The organism is Pandoraea faecigallinarum (genome assembly GCF_001029105.3).
Lineage (GTDB): Bacteria > Pseudomonadota > Gammaproteobacteria > Burkholderiales > Burkholderiaceae > Pandoraea > Pandoraea faecigallinarum.
Window position 1 is genome coordinate 3,424,648 of the sequence record NZ_CP011807.3, and the last position, 15,544, is coordinate 3,440,191.

The following is a 15,544-nucleotide window of genomic DNA, read 5'->3' on the forward strand; positions in this document are numbered from 1 at the left end:
TTTAGTCCACGGGCGGCGGCGGTGCGGCCGCCGTTGCCGTTGCGTGCGCCTCGCCGTCGCCGGACGCCATCTGCTCGCGGTCGGTCAACTGCGCAAAGATCCACGATGAGCAGCACGTAATCAGGCCGACACATGCGAACGTCGCGCGGAACGCGGGGAGCGCGCCAGTCCCCGCGCTCTCACCGAACGCGCCGGTAAAGGTCACCAGCAGCGCGCCGCCGACCGTCAGGCCGAAGCTCATTGCCAGCATCTGCACCAGCGAGAAAAGGCTGTTGCCCGCGCTCGCCTCGTCGGGATTCAGATCCTTGAGCGTGAGCGTGTTCATCGCCGTGAACTGAATCGAATTGATGCCGCCCAGAACGCCCAACTGGACGATGAGCAGCGGCACCGGATAGTTCGACGTGATTGCCGCGAAACTCGCCATCACGGCCCCCGCCAGAATCGTGTTCCAGACCAATACCGGCCGGTAACCGTAACGCATGACGAGATACGTCGCGAGACGCTTCGCCAATATGCCGGCGATCGTGATCGGCAGCATCAGCAACCCGGCCTCGAATGCGGAATACCCGAGGCTTACCTGCAACAGCAACGGCACGAGATACGGCACGGCCGCAATACCGATGCGCGCGAAGAGATTGCCCAGCAGACCGACACTGAACGTATGCACCTTGAACATCGCCAGCGAGAACAGCGGCTGCGGCGCCCGGTTCGCGTAAAGCCCGTAGGCGACGAATCCGGCGAATCCGAGCACGAGCAGCACCAGCATCAACGCGTGTGCGCCCGCGATGTCGGCATGCCGGTCGAGCGCAAGCGACGTCGCGACCATGCCGACGCACAGCAGCAGATAGCCCTTGATGTCGAACGATGTCCGATGCGGCGCGCGGGCATTGGCGAGAAAGAAATGCGCAGCGACGCACCCGGCGACGCCGACCGGCACGTTGATGAGGAAGACCCAATGCCACGACGCCACCTTCACGAGCCAGCCGCCGAGCGTCGGGCCGATCAGCGGCCCGATCATGCCGGGCACCGCCACGAACGCCAGCGCCTGCAAGTACTGCTCGCGAGGGAATGTGCGCAACACGGCCAGACGTCCTACCGGCAACAACATGGCGCCACCGAATCCCTGTACCACGCGCCACGCGACGAGCGCATCCAGTGTGCCGGAGTACGCGCACATGGCCGAGCCGACGGAGAAGATCGTGAGCGCGCTGGAGAACACCACGCGCGTGCCGAGCCTGTCGGCGAGCCATCCGGACAAGGGGATCGTTACCGCCATTGTCAACGCGTACGCGATGACAACGGCCTGCATGTGCAGCGGCGATTGCCCGAGATCGCGCGCCATGGCGGGCAAGGCCGTGTTGACGATGGTCGAGTCGAGCGTCTGCATGAAGAAGCCGACCGAGACCACGAAGAGCATCGCCTTTTGCCGCCAGGCGGCCGGATGGGGGGGCGTCACCCGCTACGCTCCTTTTAACGCATCGCGAACCTGCTCGAGCGCGGCGGGATCTTCGAGCGTGATGAGATCGCCGGTTTCGCGTCCTTCGCAAATCGCCTGAATCGCGCGACGCAGCAATTTGCCGGAACGTGTCTTGGGCAGCATGGAGACGAAGAACACGCGGGCCGGACGCGCCACCGCACCCAGTTGCTTGTCCACCGTCTTCATCACGTCGCCCTCAAGCGCGAGACGCGCGTCGGCCGTCTCCGCCTGCTCCGGGCGGCGCAGCACCGCGAAGGCCATCGCCACTTGTCCCTTCAACGCGTCCTGCACGCCGATCACCGCCACTTCGGCCACTGCCGGGTGGCTCGCGATGCTCTCCTCGATCTCGCGCGATCCAAGCCGGTGTCCCGCCACGTTGATGACGTCGTCGGTACGGCCGAGAATGAAGTAGTAACCGTCTTCGTCACGCACGCCCCAGTCGAAGCTCGAATACAGCATGCGCCCCGGCACCGTTTGCCAATACGTCTTGACGAAGCGCTCGTCGTCGCCCCACAACGTGCTCAGGCATCCCGGCGGCATCGGGCCTTCAATTGCCAGCACACCCTTTTCGTTCGGTCCGCAGTCTTCCCCTGTCGCTTCGTTGACGAGTTTCACGTCGTAGCCGTACACCGGCTTGCCCGGCGAACCGAGCTTGCCCGGCAAGACTTCGACACCACGCGCCATGCCGAGGATCGGCCAGCCCGTCTCCGTCTGCCAATAGTTGTCGACGACCGGCTTGCCGACGCCCTCCGTCAGCCAGCGCGCGGTCGGTTCGTCCAGCGGTTCGCCCGCGAGGAAAATGAGGCGCAGCGACGACAGGTCGTATTGCGTGAGGTAAGCCGGATCCTGCTTCTTGAGCACACGAATGGCCGTCGGCGCGGTGAACAACTGCGTCACCTTGTACTTCTCGACGATACGCCACCAGATACCGCCGTCCGGGCGAATCGGCGTGCCCTCGTACATGACGGTCGCAATGCCGGCCAGCAGCGGCGCATACACGATGTAACTATGGCCGACCACCCACCCGATATCCGACGCGCAGAACATCGTGTCGCCCGGCTTCGCACAGAAGATATGCTGCATCGACGAGGCCAGCGCGACGGCGTAGCCGCCCGTGTCGCGCTGCACGCCCTTGGGCTTGCCCGTGGTGCCCGAGGTGTAGAGCACGTAAGATGGATCGCTCGATTCCATCCATTCGCAGGGAACGAACGCGTCCAGATGCTGTTCGCGCAGCGGCGCGTAGTCCACGTCGCGGCCTGCCACGCGCGGCATCGGTGCGAGTCCCCGGTCGACGAGCAATACGCTCGACGGCTTGTGCTGCGCGAGCGCAATGCCCTCGTCGAGCAGCGGCTTGTAAGGCACCACCTTGCCGTTGCGAGATCCGGCGTCGGCCGAGACGATGACCTTCGGCCGCGCGTCGTCGATGCGCGCCGCGAGGTTGACGGACGCGAAACCGCCGAACACCACCGAGTGAATGGCGCCCAGACGCGTGCACGCGAGCATGGCGAACAACGCCTCCGGCACCATCGGCATGTAGATCAGCACGCGCTCGCCTCGGACAATGCCCAGCGATTGCAGCGACGCCGCCATGCGGTTCACTTCCGCAGACAGCTCGTCATAGGTGTACACACGTTCCTGCCCTGTCTCCGTCGAGACCCAGATCAGCGCGTTTTGCGTGCCGCGTGAAGGCAGATGGCGGTCGAGTGCGTTATGACAGATGTTGGTCCGTCCGCCAACGAACCAACGAGCAAATGGCGGCTTGTCGTATTCGAGCACCTGATCGAACGGCGTCTCCCAGTCGATCAGTCTGGCCTGCTCCTCCCAGAAGGCCGCACGGGAGTCCGGTGAAATCGAACGGGCGTGAAACGACGCATACGAAGTCATGTTGTCTCCTTCCATTTATTTGCACCCAGTGTGCGCGGCGACGCTTACGGAAGGCTTACCGGATGCCGTGCGCCATCCCCCGAATTCTAGGGGATTACGCGGAGATAGCAGGAAGATTGCGCAAGATGCCTCCAGACAAACCACCTCGACATGCTGTAGACCGGCGCCTCGCCTGGGCGTGAGAGGTCTCCTGCCATACGCGCCTTCGCGAATATGCAGTCGCGAACCGGAGACCGGCATACCAAGCAAAACGCCCGTGAGGGCTGACCTCACGGGCGTTTGGTTTCGTGCTGCTCTGTTGCCGTGCGTTGTGCCGTGACGGCTTGTGCTCCGGCTTACCGCTGAGCGGTCTTCGTGACCTTCGTCGCGGTCTTGGCGGCCGGCTTTGCTGCGGCCTTCGCAACCGTTCTGGCGGGAGCCTTGGCCGCCGCTTTCGCGCTCACCCCGGCGGCCGGCGCCGCCTTGCCCGCTGCGGTGCGCGTCGTCTTGGCCGGGCCGGCGGCCGGACGACGGTCGACCACGCGAATCATCTTGCCGTTCTTGCCCTTGACCAGACGGGTGCGTGGCGCATCGTCGTCGTTCTTTGCCGCGGGCTCGGGTGCCGACGCGGCAACCACTCGCGACGCATCCTTGACCGGCACGTGCAGCACCAGCAATTGGCCCGCCGTCAGCGTATCGCGACGCAGACGATTCCAGCTCTTGATCTGGGCCACGCTCACACCGCTACGCGCCGCCACACCGGCAAGCGTATCGTGCTTGCGGGCGCGTACCATCACCTTGCGCGTATCCGGCAGATCCGGCTCCAGTGCCAGAACGGCACTGCTCGCCACCGATGCGCTGATGTCCTGATCGATATCGTCCGAGCGCGGCACCAGCAACGTCGAACCGGCCTTCAGACGCATGCGCGGCGCAATGTTGTTGACCGAGCGGATGACCGCGGCGTCAACGCCGAGCTTGCGCGCCACATCTTCCGGACGCTCGCGCGAGGCCGACGTATAGGTCGTCCAGCTTGACAGCGGTTTGTCGTAGCTCTTCAGACGACGCTGGAAGACTTCGGCACTGTCAAACGGCAGCAGGATCTGCGTTTGCGCGGCGCCCAGAATGACAGGTTTGCGGAACGAGGGGTTCAGCGCACGGAATTCGTCGAGCGGAAGATCGGCCAGCTTGGCGGCCAGTGCCACGTCGATGTCGCGCTTGGTGGTCACGCTCACGAAGTACGGGTGGTTCGGGATCTCCGGCAGCTTCACGCTGTAAATGTCCGGATGCGCAATGATGTTCTTGATGGCCTGGAGCTTCGGCACGTAGTACCGCGTCTCGGTCGGCATACGCAGGCTTAGATAATCGGTCGGCAGACCCTGCGCCTGATTGCGGTCGATGGCGCGCTGCACGTTGCCCTCGCCCCAATTGTAGGCGGCGAGCGCGAGGTGCCAGTCGCCGAACATCGCGTAAAGCTTCGAGAGGTAATCGAGTGCGGCGGTCGTCGAGGCGAGCACATCGCGGCGCTCGTCCTGGAACATGTTCTGCTTGAGGTTGTATGTCTTGCCGGTGCTGGGGATGAACTGCCACATGCCGGCGGCCTTGGCCGTCGAGAGCGCCTGCGGGTTGTACGCACTTTCCACGAACGGCAACAGCGCGAGTTCCGTCGGCATATGGCGACGTTCGAGTTCTTCGACGATGTGGAACAGGTACTTCTCGGAACGCTGAATCATGCGCTCGACATACTCGGGACGCTGCGCGTACCACTGCGTGCGGTCCTGTGCGAGATCGGTATCGAGATCGGGGATGGCGAAGCCGTGGCGGATGCGCGACCAGAGATCGGCGTCGTCGCTGCCGTAGGCCAGGTCGTTGATCGAATCGTTGTCGAGGTCGATGGGCTGATCGCTCGAGACGCGCTGCTTGCCTTTTGCGGTCGAAGCGACAGGCGACTTGCTGTGCGCATCGGGCGAGGAATTCGATGCACCTGTGGTCGGCGCTGTGCTGGCACACGCTGCCAATAGCAGCGTCAGGAGCAAGCTAACGATAAGTCGCATTGATCGGGCTCGATTTGGGTTACATCTTCATGAAATTGGCAAGGATGGTAAGGAAACCCTTCAGATGCGTCAACCATTCTGCCTAAATTTTTTGCAAAATTTACGCAAAAAGGCCCTAAAAATAAGGGTTATCCCCGATGACGATTTCACAAAATGTGGCCGAAGCGACACGCGTTTTCGGGACGCTTCGTGCCGCTTGCGTCATATACGATGTCATCGACATGACATCGGATCGTCAAGGCGAAGACGACCCATTGGGGCGGAGCAGGTGAAGACGACGCTGTCAACGGCCGCTTTGCGACAGAGCGCATGATGCGCCGTGCGGTTGACAGTTTCGGCCGACAACATTAGACGAAACATTGCAGGCCCCGCGTGCCGGGGTCATGGCGAACCCGCCCCCCTCTGTGTGCCGGGTGCCGGGTGCCGGGTTCCGGAGCCGGACCATAGTCGGGCGGCCGACGCACCTCCATCGGAATCGGGGCACGACGGTGCGACGTCACTACGCCACTACGCCACTACGTCCGGCGCGTAGGCCGCTTAGCGGAACGTGTCCTTCCAACCCCGCACGGCGGCGAACACCGCCTCGCGCGAGAGCGCGGTGCGGCCCGCATGCCGCTCGGCGGCGGCGATTACCGCCGGGGCATCGCTGCGCAGAAACGGGTTGGTCGCGCGCTCCTGAGCGAGCGTCGTGGGCAGCGTGGGGCGTCCCGCGGCGCGCAGCGCCGTCGCTTCCCGATGCCAGGCATCGAGGGCCGCGTTCTCAGGGTCGACGGCCAGCGCGAATCGGATGTTGGAGAGCGTGTATTCATGCGCACAGTGCACGAACGTGGCGGGCGGCAGCGCCGCCAAGGCATCGAGCGAGGCAAGCATCTGCGCCGGCGTGCCCTCGAATAGACGGCCGCACCCGCAGGAGAACAGCGTGTCGCCGCAGAACAGGCGCGGCGCACCCGCAGCCCCTGCCCCGAGGAAGTACGCGATGTGACCCGCGGTGTGTCCGGGAACGTCGATCACCTGAAGCGTCATGGCAGGCGCCTCGATGTGCACCGTCTCGCCGCCGTGGTGAGGATGATCGACGCACCCGATCGCTTCATGCGCGGGACCGTGCACCGGCACGTCGAAACGTTCAAGCAATGTCTCGACGCCGCCGATGTGATCGGCATGCTTGTGTGTGACGAGAATGGCGCGCAGCGTCAGACCGCGCGCGTCGAGATAGGCGAGTACGGGTGCGGCGTCGCCCGGGTCCACCACCACGGCATCTTTGCCGTTGTCGACGACCCAGAGATAATTGTCCTGGAACGCGGGGACGGGAAAGACGGTCAGTGTTCCGGCCGACGCCTTACTCACCGCATCTGCGTGCGCATCCATATATACTCGCCACCATGTCAGAACGTCCGATTATAGACTGGCCCGTCTGGCTCGTCTCACCGCCAGGCCGCTACGCGCTCGCATGGGAACAGGCCCTTTTCGACCAATGGGTCGGGGATCTGTTCGGCTATCACGCACTGCAACTGGGTCGTCCCGAGCTGGATACGCTGCGCGAAAACCGCATGCCATACCGGGGTCTCATTCTTCCGGCCCCTCGCGGCCCGCAGGCGCCTGCGCTCATGACCAAGGCGGCCAGCGACACCACGGGCGGCATACCGTCGGCAGACGCCGGCGCAACCGATATGGTTGCGCGCGACATCCTCGTGAGCCGCTTCGACGAGTTGCCGATCGCGACCGCCAGCACGGACCTCGTGGTATTGCCGCACGTACTCGAATTTGCCGAGAATCCGCACGACATCCTGCGCGAAGTCGAGCGCATTCTCGTGCCTGAAGGGCAAGTCATCATCACCGGCTTCAACAATCTCAGTCTTTGGGGCGCACGAGAAGAATTGGGACGCCTTGCCGGCGCGCCGTTCCTGCCACCCGGCGCCGATCTGATCGCGTTCACGCGCCTGAAGGACTGGCTCAAGCTGCTGTCGTTCGACATCGATCGGGGCCGCTTCGGTTGCTATCGTCCACCTCTGCGCGGTGAGCACTGGCTGCAACGCTTCGAGTTCATGGAGCCGGCCGGCGACCGCTGGTGGCCTATCTTCGGCGCGCTTTACGCGGTGCGTGCGGTCAAGCGCGTGAGAGGCATGCGCTTGGTCGGCAAAGTCCGCAAGCGTATACTCGGCCTCCAGCCGGCGGCGGCGGCGCCTGTGGCGACACCGAACACCACCCGCCGTCAGATGGCCGAAGCGACCGACGCGTCCGACTGATTGTTTGAGAGATGACCTTGCCGCAAGTTGAGATCTACACCGACGGTGCCTGCAAAGGCAATCCCGGCCCCGGCGGTTGGGGCGCCCTGCTCGTCGCGGGCAAACACCGCAAGGAAATGTTCGGCGGCGAGCCGAACACGACGAATAACCGCATGGAGCTGCTGGCCGTCATTCGCGCGCTCGAAGCGTTGAACAAGCCCTGCCACGTCGTGCTGCATACCGACTCGCAATATGTCCAGAAAGGCATCAGCGAATGGATTCATGGGTGGAAAGCGCGCGGCTGGAAGACTGCCGCCAAGGAACCGGTGAAAAATGCCGATCTCTGGCAAACGCTCGACGCCGTTTCGCAGAAGCACGAAATCGACTGGCGCTGGGTAAGGGGCCATGCCGGTCACGACGGCAACGAGGCCGCCGACCTGTTGGCCAATCGCGGCGTGGAGAGCTTGCGCCGCGGGTAACGAGGACGGCAATGACGGCGCCGGCACGACGCGCGTCGCAATGTCCTCCCTGCCGTTAGCATCATCCGCATGCCACGTGAGGCCGCCGGCCAACAGCATGCCAATTCCGAAAGCACACTACCGATTGAACCTCATGCGACAACTGATCCTCGATACTGAAACCACGGGTCTGAATGCCAAGACGGGCGACCGTCTGCTGGAAATTGGTTGTGTCGAACTGGTCAATCGCCGCCTGACCGGCAACAACCTGCACTTCTACATCAACCCCGAGCGCGACAGCGATCCGGGCGCACTGGCGGTGCACGGTCTGACGACCGAATTCCTCTCCGACAAGCCCAAGTTCGCCGAGATTGCCGAGCAGCTGCGCGAGTATTGCCGCGGCGCGGAAATCATCATTCACAACGCGGCGTTCGACCTCGGCTTCCTCGACATGGAGTTCGCCCGCCTGGGCTGGCCGCCGTTCATGGAACATTGCTCGGGTCTCATCGATACCCTGCTGCGTGCGCGTGAGATGTTCCCGGGCCGGCGCAACTCTCTGGACGCGCTGTGCGAGCGACTCGGTGTCAACAACGCACACCGCACGCTGCACGGCGCATTGCTCGATGCCGAACTGCTCGCGGATGTCTATCTTGCGATGACGCGGGGTCAGGAAAGTCTGGTCATCGACGAAGGCGAAAACGACGAAGGCAACGACGGCGTGCCGCGCGAGAAGATTTCGCTGCGGCAGTTCGAGCTGCCGGTGATTCTCGCGGCGACGGAAGAAATCACACTGCACGACGGCGTGCTCGATGGCATCGACAAGGGCATCAAGGGCACGTGCGTCTGGCGCAAGGAACCGGCGCCGCCGGAGGGCGAAGCGGCGGCCGCTGCGTGACGATTGAGGCGAGGTGAGGCGCATTGCGAAAAATTCGCGCAAAACCCTTCCCAAACGAAGAAAACGTCCCTATAATCGCTGTCTTTGCTGCTTGCGAAGCATCGCGAGAAACGGCGTGAAGTGATCGAAAGATATCGTCACGGCGGCAGCAAAATAGAACAAAAGAAAGGTTGCAGACTTCTACGAAAACAGTTAAAGTTCTGCTCCTGATTGCGAAAGAAGAACTTCAGCAATCGACACTAAATCATTGATTTAGTTAATGATTTGGGTGGTTAGCTCAGCGGTAGAGCACTGCCTTCACACGGCAGGGGTCACAGGTTCAATCCCTGTACCACCCACCAGTACTTTCGGTACCTTTGCGTTCCACCTCCGAGACAGTCGCGAGACAGTCATCCCCGAGACGGAGAACGGCATGGGTACTATCCAGAAACGTACTGACAATAGCGGCAAGGTCACGTATCAGGCGAAGATTCGCCGCGTCGGCTTCCCGCACAAATCCAAGACCTTCCCCACGAAAGCCGAAGCTAAAGCATGGCTTGAGCAAACGGAAAGCGTCCTCGCTACCCCCACGCAAGACTCGGTACAACTCGCCACCAAGTACACGTTTGGTGACTTGATGCGCCGGTACGCCAAGGAAGTATCCCCCACCAAGAAGACCGGCGAGGCAGAAGCTGCCCGGCTGCTTACCATCTGCCGGATGCCCATTGCCAAGTACACCGTCGATAACCTGACTACTCAGGCATTCGCAGAGTACCGGGACGAACGGTTGAAGAAGGTGACGGGGTCTACCGTGAACCGGGAATTCAACGTCCTGCATCACGTGCTGGAGATTGCCCGGAAAGAATGGGGAGTCAGCGCCGGACGTAACCCGCTATCCGATGTGCGGCGACCGAAGCACAATCCCGGCCGCATCCGCCGACTGTCACCGACAGAGGAACGTGACCTGCTCAAAGCCTGTAGCGAGTCGAGAGGCGGCTATCTGCGCTGCATCGTGGAACTGGCTCTTGAGACAGCCATGAGACAAAGTGAGCTTCTGAAGATCGATTGGAAGCACATCGACATACCGAACAAACGCCTGTTCCTGCCGGACACGAAGAACGGTACGCCAAGAGGTGTCCCACTGTCCCGGCGAGCTATCGAGCTACTGCAATCCCGCCCTACCCGGTACGGCCTCGCTTTCGGGGACGTGTCGCCGGAGGCGGTGAAGCGGTCGTACATTCGAGCGACACGCCGGGCCAATCTGGACGACCTTCACTTCCACGACCTGCGTCACGAGGCCACTAGCCGCTTCTTCGAGAAGGGACTGTCCATGATGGAAGTGGCGAGCATCACCGGCCATAAGACCCTCTCGATGCTCCAGCGGTACACCCACTTGAACGCAACGCATGTAGCGGACAAGCTGGACGCCCTGTCAGGTCACTCCACGTTGTAGTACGCCCGCAGGGCTGCCTTGTCTGCGTTGCACCGGTCGAGCGCGGCCCGCTCTGCCTGTACTGCACCGGCCAGCGCACCGTTGGTACGGGCGGTCGGGGCCGGTGCATGCGTGCAATCAGCGAGCAGGTCGGTTGGTGGTATCAGCGGCGTCACCGAACAGGCTGTCAAATACAGCGTCAGGGACAGGAGCGTCAGCCCAAGCCCGGTTCGCATCAAGCGCATTCTTCAACTTCTCCTTGTTCTTCGCCTCCTCGGCTGCCAGCCTGTCGAGGCGGGCTTGCTTCGCCCGGTCGGCGCGCTGGGTAGCCTTGAGGGTGGCGTCCAGTTGGTCGGCACGGCTGCGCTGCTGTACAGCGTCGGCGGCCGCACGTCGGTATCCGTACTCACAGACACCGGCCACGGCGGCCGCCACGATCAGCAGGCAACCTAGAATCTTCTCGGTAGTCGTCATGGGGTCAGGAACAGTGCCCGTTCTGCGTCACGCCGCTTCACCAGCCCGCGCAGCTTCGTCTTTCTCGCGTACACCCAGCGGGGAAACTCGTCGGCCGCACCTTGGAAGTCCCCGGTGTTCAGCTTGCGCACAAGCGTGGACGAGCACATAGCCGTTGGGCCGACGTTGTGCGTGAATGAAATGAGGGAATCGACTTGGTTCTGGTTCAGCGGTCGGAACGTCACGCATCGGGAGACGTGCCCGGCCCACTTGGCCGCGTCCTTGGAGCGCAATGCGTCGCACATGGCGTCATTGGCTACCATCCCGCGCTTCACGTCAGGGCCGGTGTGGCCGTCGCAAATCGTCGGGACCGACCATCCTAGGGCGGGGTCGGGGTACGATTCGTACACCCGCCCCTCCTGCCCGGTGATGAACGCCAGCCCACTAACCGAGACGGTCAGCGCACCGAACAGCAGCCGGGCTTTTACGCCCATCAGGCCACCTTCACCGTCTTGGTAGCGCCGGTCACCGCATGGCACGCATTGGCGCAGGCGATGAAGAAGTCACGCAGCGTTGCGGCCGACGCCTTGCCGCTGTCGCCGTAACCGGCAGCCACCTCCACAGCGGAGATAGCGTCGGCGGATGCGGTGCGCAGTTCGAAGCCGGTCGAGCAGATATCGCCCACATAGGGCAGCTTGTCGTATTGCATGTTACCTCCGGTATTTGTTGAACATCGACCCGGCCGCCCGTGCCGGGCCGCGAGTCATGCGGTTGTAGCCGAGCGGGTTCTTCTGCCACTCTGCGAACTCGCGTTCGCGCTGGGCTTCGATTGCTCGGTCTTGGTTGATACCCATTTGGGTAGTCCAGTAGCGGACGTTCGCCGCCAATGAGTCCAGGCGGTCGTCGTGCTGGAGAGCGTCCTTGTCACGGGTGACGTGGGCGATCTGATGGAACAGGGAGTAGCTGCTTCGCTTCTCGGCGGCGTACCGCACAAGGCTTTCGGCCTCGTCGCGGGCAATGTCGTCATTGAAGACGAGAGAACCACGGGCGATGACCGGCTCAAGCGTGTCGATGATGCGCAATTCCTTCTGCCCTGACTCCCAAACCTCCTCGATTGCGCACCCTGCCCCGTTCACGTTCGGGTATTCGGCGCGTAGGATCGGAAGCCACGTGTGCAGATACGCACCGTTGCCGAAGTTCTTCTCCACGAGGATGCGGTTGACCTTCCACTTGCGGGCGACTTGCGCCAGCTTGCGGAAGCCGTCGGCGTCGAAGCCTCCCTTGATACCGGAGCACTCCAACACCCAAATCGTCCCGTTGAGAAAGCCTGTAACGGAGTAGCCCGTTTCGTCGCCGTTCTTACCACCGCCTGCCGGGTCAACGTGCATGACGATGCCCTGAAGCGGTGCCCGGTCGGGTGAGACGCTGGACGGAACCGCCAACGTGTACGTGGTGCCGCACACCTCGTACTTGATCGTCTGGTGCTCAAGCAGGCCCGGCTCGACCGTCAGCGGGAACGAGTCCCCGATAATTCGAACCGCCTGAATCTTCACCAGACGGAGCGGGAAGCGGTCGGCGTCCGCCAGCTTGGTATTCAGCATGTGCTGAAGCTGGAAGTACGACGGCCCTTGGTCGTGCTCCTTCTTACACAGGAACTCCTCTGTCCCGGCTGGGAGTTCCAAGTCGGTCGGCTGCCCTTGGTCGCCAAGCGTACCGCCGCCGATATGCAAGGACGGGTCGGCCTCCACGTCGCGCCGAATCATCGGCGCAAGCAGGTCGCCGTAGTTCGCCATCTGCTTCTCGGTGGGGTAACGTCCCGTCCAAATGCGGACGGTGTAGCCACGTCCCGGAAGCGTGTTGTAGATTGAGTTGATCGACTGCGGCGTGCCGAGGTAGACGATGCGCCCCGTTGCGCAGATGGACGGGAAGTCTCGCGTGAGTTGCAGCAGCGACTGGCGCTGGTGCTCCGTCAGGGAGTTCTTCGCGGACTCGATATCGTCTGCGATCAACAGGTCGGCGCGCTTACCCTGAAGGTTGCCGGTAATGCCGACGCACGCTACTGACGGGGACTTCTCCAGTCCCTTGAGACTGTGGTGAACGTCGAACGCTTCAACTGACGTGCGATCCCCGGCGTTACGGTCGGGGCGCAAGCATTCCAACTCGTCCATCGTCATGATGATGCGAACGATGAGCGTGCTGATTTCGTTGGCCTGTGTACCACCCGCCGAAATGACGAGAATGCGTTGGCGTGGGTTGTGGATCAAACACCAGACTGCGAATGCAGCGGTGATAGTGGTTTTTGCCTGCCCGCGCTGTGCCTGAATCATCAGGTAGTGCGGCCCGTGCTCCAAGAACTCGGCAATGTCCTTCTGGATTCGCGTAGTCGAGAATCCCAATTCCTCCATAACATCGTGAAGGAACGGGATAAACGACGGGTACGCATCCCGCAGAAGGTCCAGCATTGCCCAGCGTTGTAGCGCGAGTTCTTCCGACTCGCGTGCCACTAGTGGACGTGGAAGCTGTCTGTGGCGTCAGCCACTTCATCAGAGGTTACGGGGGCTGCGGCAGGAGTCGCCGTGGCATTGCGCTCACGGCGCTTCTTCAACTTCTCTTGCAACGAAGCCAACGCGGAGTTGTCTTCGATCACAGCAGTGATGCTGTTGTCCTTGAGGAACTTGATTGCTGCGCTGATATCCGCAGCGCTCGCCTCGTCATTGTCGATTCGATCCCGGAGAATCTTCGCGACAGCGGCGTGCAGCAAGCCGAGTTCATCGGTACTGGCTTTACTCATTCGCGCCAGCCTTTACCTGCGTGCCAGTTCTTGAACTTGGCCCACACGGTCGGCGCGATGTTGATGCATTGGAGGGCGATGTAGAAGGCGGTGAGAATCGACACGATGGTTGACCACGGGAGATTCAGGGCGGTATACGCCCAGCCGCCGACGCCCACACTAGCAACCGTCGCAGGTTGGTGTGCGTCGTACATAGAGTCCTGAAATTTGATTTGATTGGTTGCGGGAGTGGGCTAGTTGACGGCGTTGTTATTAACCGTATATCCGACCGCGTAGAGTGAGACGTTCAGACTTGCAATGTTTCCCTCAGCATTCCGCGTATAAACCTTCCAACTAGTGGGCGGGACAGGAACCCACTCGCGGGCGTAGTACCGGCAGGTGACGGAGGAGGTCGGGGTACCGTACGCAATCGGCGAAAAGCTCAATACGTCGCCTTGTTGCAATGTCGATCCTCCCCCCTCGCTTGACACGATTACATCCACTCCACCATATACACCGGGGCCTGCAACGATGTTACTCACCAAGAACAGACCAACGTCTGAAACACCTTCGACGCCGTTCAGAAAACCAAATGTGCGCACTGCATTCGTCGGATGATTGGCGTCGCCGTAGATGCCCCGTGGGCTAAAATACCGAACACGCGCCCCATCTAGCTTGATTTCCCAAAGTGGCTTACGGTTGTTCATATCGAACAGCGCAATAAGGTGCGCGTACTTATAGACAGTCCCGACAAGGTTCGGGGTCGTATTCGCGCTCATAATCAAGCTGATCGTATCCGTGTCGTTGTATACGAGAAATACACGGACAATGATTGCACCTGTAGCCGGAATGCTGCCATCCTGTCCCAATGCCCCAACCACTCCGACGCGGCATGTGAGGTCAACGTTCTGGATGGCGAGTGTCCCCGCTGCTGATCCCGGGCGTGCGAGTACACCGCGCTTCACCTTCAGACGAAATCCCGCCGACGTACCTGCACTGACAAACGCAGGCGACCAGTTTGCGTTGTCAGCAGTGCTACCCAAAACGCCGAACAGCACGCTAACTTGATCCCGCAGCGCAGAAGCCATAGCTAGTGCCGCGCTCGCCTTGCTATCGACGCCATTAGCCGTAGTGTTCGCCGTCTGTGCCACCGTCTGCGCATTGGTGGCAATGTTTGTTGCACCAACCGAGTTGTCCAGCGCTTGCTGTGCCTTCCCGTCGATTCCGTTAGCGGTATCGCGTGCTGCGTCCGCTGTCACTTTTGCTGCGTCGGCGGTCAGCACTGCCGCAGCGCCGTCCTCCATTGCTTTAGTGGCCTTTGCGTCGATACCGTCTGCGGTAGTCTTCGCCTCGTTAGCCGTGCGAACGGCTTGCCCCGAGGCGGCCAGAGCGTCGGCGGCATCAGTCGATGCTTTGCCGGATGCGGTAAGCGCCTCGTCGGCCTTGCGGACTGCCTCAACGCTGCGCACAACGGCGTCGGCGCTGGAGGCGTTGATGGCGTCAAACCGGTCAACCATTTCGGCGGCGACGAACACCGCCTGCTGGTTGCTCATGTCCAAATTTTTCTCGTCCATGACTGCCCCGGTGGCGTAGTTCACCAGCGGTACAGTCTTCTGCGTATCTCGGTAGACGACGAGATAAAAACCGGCAGGGATTGCCGGGGTGATGCTCAGGGTGTTCGGGCCGAGGAAGTTCGACGGTACAAGGGCCACCGGACTCGTTAGACCGGTGGCCTGCTCGTACGTGTACGCCTTGATGTTGGCCCGGCCGATGTAGCCGCCAGCGAAGTTGAACTCGAAAGCGGTACGCTTCCCGTCACACGGGAATGAGACCATCGAATTCCGCTCGCCGCCCGCGCCTGCCGAGTTGATCCACGGCAATAGCTGTTCGTTCGCCATGCAGGCTCCTGTTTGTATTGTGTGTCTTTCTAGGGAGCCAAAATGG

Annotated in this window: 16 protein-coding genes and 1 tRNA gene; 5 read left to right on the forward strand and 12 right to left on the reverse strand. The window is 62.0% G+C overall.

The features are described from left to right. Nucleotide 1 precedes the first annotated feature (1 nt). The 4 genes from mdtD to gloB form a co-directional block, all read right to left on the reverse strand. The gene (gene mdtD / locus AB870_RS14985) at nt 2-1,417 is read right to left on the reverse strand and encodes a multidrug transporter subunit MdtD (RefSeq protein ID WP_064674842.1); all 1,416 of its coding nucleotides are present in this window, start codon (nt 1,415-1,417) and stop codon (nt 2-4) included. Between the two features lie 42 nt (nt 1,418-1,459). Continuing rightward, on the reverse strand, nt 1,460-3,361 hold the full coding sequence (locus AB870_RS14990) for a propionate--CoA ligase (RefSeq protein ID WP_047908239.1): 1,902 nt from the start codon (nt 3,359-3,361) through the stop codon (nt 1,460-1,462). A gap of 335 nt (nt 3,362-3,696) precedes the next feature. Beyond that, entirely contained in the window at nt 3,697-5,391 is a 1,695-nt protein-coding gene (locus AB870_RS14995) for a transglycosylase SLT domain-containing protein (RefSeq protein ID WP_047905333.1), read from the reverse strand. Between the two features lie 537 nt (nt 5,392-5,928). Beyond that, nucleotides 5,929-6,756: a hydroxyacylglutathione hydrolase gene (gloB, locus tag AB870_RS15000; RefSeq protein ID WP_047905334.1), complete on the reverse strand. Its 828-nt coding sequence runs from the start codon at nt 6,754-6,756 to the stop codon at nt 5,929-5,931. A gap of 14 nt (nt 6,757-6,770) precedes the next feature. Between gloB and AB870_RS15005 the strand changes: the two genes are divergently transcribed. The 5 genes from AB870_RS15005 to AB870_RS15025 all read left to right on the forward strand — a co-directional run bounded on the left by AB870_RS15005 (nt 6,771) and on the right by AB870_RS15025 (nt 10,398). Then, nucleotides 6,771-7,634: a methyltransferase domain-containing protein gene (locus AB870_RS15005; RefSeq protein WP_047905335.1), complete on the forward strand. Its 864-nt coding sequence runs from the start codon at nt 6,771-6,773 to the stop codon at nt 7,632-7,634. Between the two features lie 11 nt (nt 7,635-7,645). Continuing rightward, nucleotides 7,646-8,092: a ribonuclease HI gene (gene rnhA, locus AB870_RS15010; protein WP_047905336.1), complete on the forward strand. Its 447-nt coding sequence runs from the start codon at nt 7,646-7,648 to the stop codon at nt 8,090-8,092. A gap of 133 nt (nt 8,093-8,225) precedes the next feature. Continuing rightward, the gene (gene dnaQ, locus AB870_RS15015; RefSeq protein ID WP_047905337.1) at nt 8,226-8,966 is read left to right on the forward strand and encodes a DNA polymerase III subunit epsilon; all 741 of its coding nucleotides are present in this window, start codon (nt 8,226-8,228) and stop codon (nt 8,964-8,966) included. Nucleotides 8,967-9,232: 266 nt separating this feature from the next. Beyond that, nucleotides 9,233-9,307: transfer RNA gene (locus tag AB870_RS15020), tRNA-Val, on the forward strand. A gap of 71 nt (nt 9,308-9,378) precedes the next feature. Further along, nucleotides 9,379-10,398 (forward strand): site-specific integrase, encoded by a 1,020-nt coding sequence (locus tag AB870_RS15025; RefSeq protein ID WP_064674843.1) that lies wholly within the window; start codon nt 9,379-9,381, stop codon nt 10,396-10,398. Here the strand turns inward: AB870_RS15025 and lysC are convergent. From lysC to AB870_RS15060, 8 genes are read right to left on the reverse strand one after another with little or no spacing between them, the layout of a single operon-like run. Further along, nucleotides 10,383-10,622, reverse strand: a complete 240-nt coding sequence (gene lysC / locus AB870_RS27550; protein WP_372435448.1) for an Rz1-like lysis system protein LysC — start codon at nt 10,620-10,622, stop codon at nt 10,383-10,385. The genes AB870_RS15025 and lysC overlap by 16 nt on opposite strands. Then, nucleotides 10,516-10,851 (reverse strand): hypothetical protein, encoded by a 336-nt coding sequence (locus tag AB870_RS15030; RefSeq protein ID WP_053059389.1) that lies wholly within the window; start codon nt 10,849-10,851, stop codon nt 10,516-10,518. The genes lysC and AB870_RS15030 overlap by 107 nt, the downstream gene beginning before the upstream one ends. Further along, the gene (locus tag AB870_RS15035) at nt 10,848-11,324 is read right to left on the reverse strand and encodes a lysozyme (RefSeq protein WP_047905339.1); all 477 of its coding nucleotides are present in this window, start codon (nt 11,322-11,324) and stop codon (nt 10,848-10,850) included. The genes AB870_RS15030 and AB870_RS15035 overlap by 4 nt, the downstream gene beginning before the upstream one ends. Continuing rightward, nucleotides 11,324-11,539 carry a hypothetical protein gene (locus AB870_RS15040; protein WP_047905340.1) on the reverse strand — a complete coding sequence of 72 codons (216 nt, stop codon included), beginning with the start codon at nt 11,537-11,539 and terminating at the stop codon, nt 11,324-11,326. Before AB870_RS15040 ends, AB870_RS15035 begins: the two co-directional genes overlap by 1 nt. Before the next feature lies 1 nt (nt 11,540). Further along, complete coding sequence (gene terL, locus AB870_RS15045) at nt 11,541-13,292, reverse strand: phage terminase large subunit (RefSeq protein ID WP_047908241.1); 1,752 nt, start codon at nt 13,290-13,292, stop codon at nt 11,541-11,543. A gap of 41 nt (nt 13,293-13,333) precedes the next feature. Then, nucleotides 13,334-13,621: a hypothetical protein gene (locus AB870_RS15050; protein ID WP_053059391.1), complete on the reverse strand. Its 288-nt coding sequence runs from the start codon at nt 13,619-13,621 to the stop codon at nt 13,334-13,336. Further along, complete coding sequence (locus tag AB870_RS15055; RefSeq protein WP_047905341.1) at nt 13,618-13,815, reverse strand: hypothetical protein; 198 nt, start codon at nt 13,813-13,815, stop codon at nt 13,618-13,620. The genes AB870_RS15050 and AB870_RS15055 overlap by 4 nt, the downstream gene beginning before the upstream one ends. 39 nt (nt 13,816-13,854) lie before the next feature. Beyond that, nucleotides 13,855-15,498: a phage tail fiber domain-containing protein gene (locus AB870_RS15060; protein ID WP_053059392.1), complete on the reverse strand. Its 1,644-nt coding sequence runs from the start codon at nt 15,496-15,498 to the stop codon at nt 13,855-13,857. Nucleotides 15,499-15,544 lie beyond the last annotated feature (46 nt).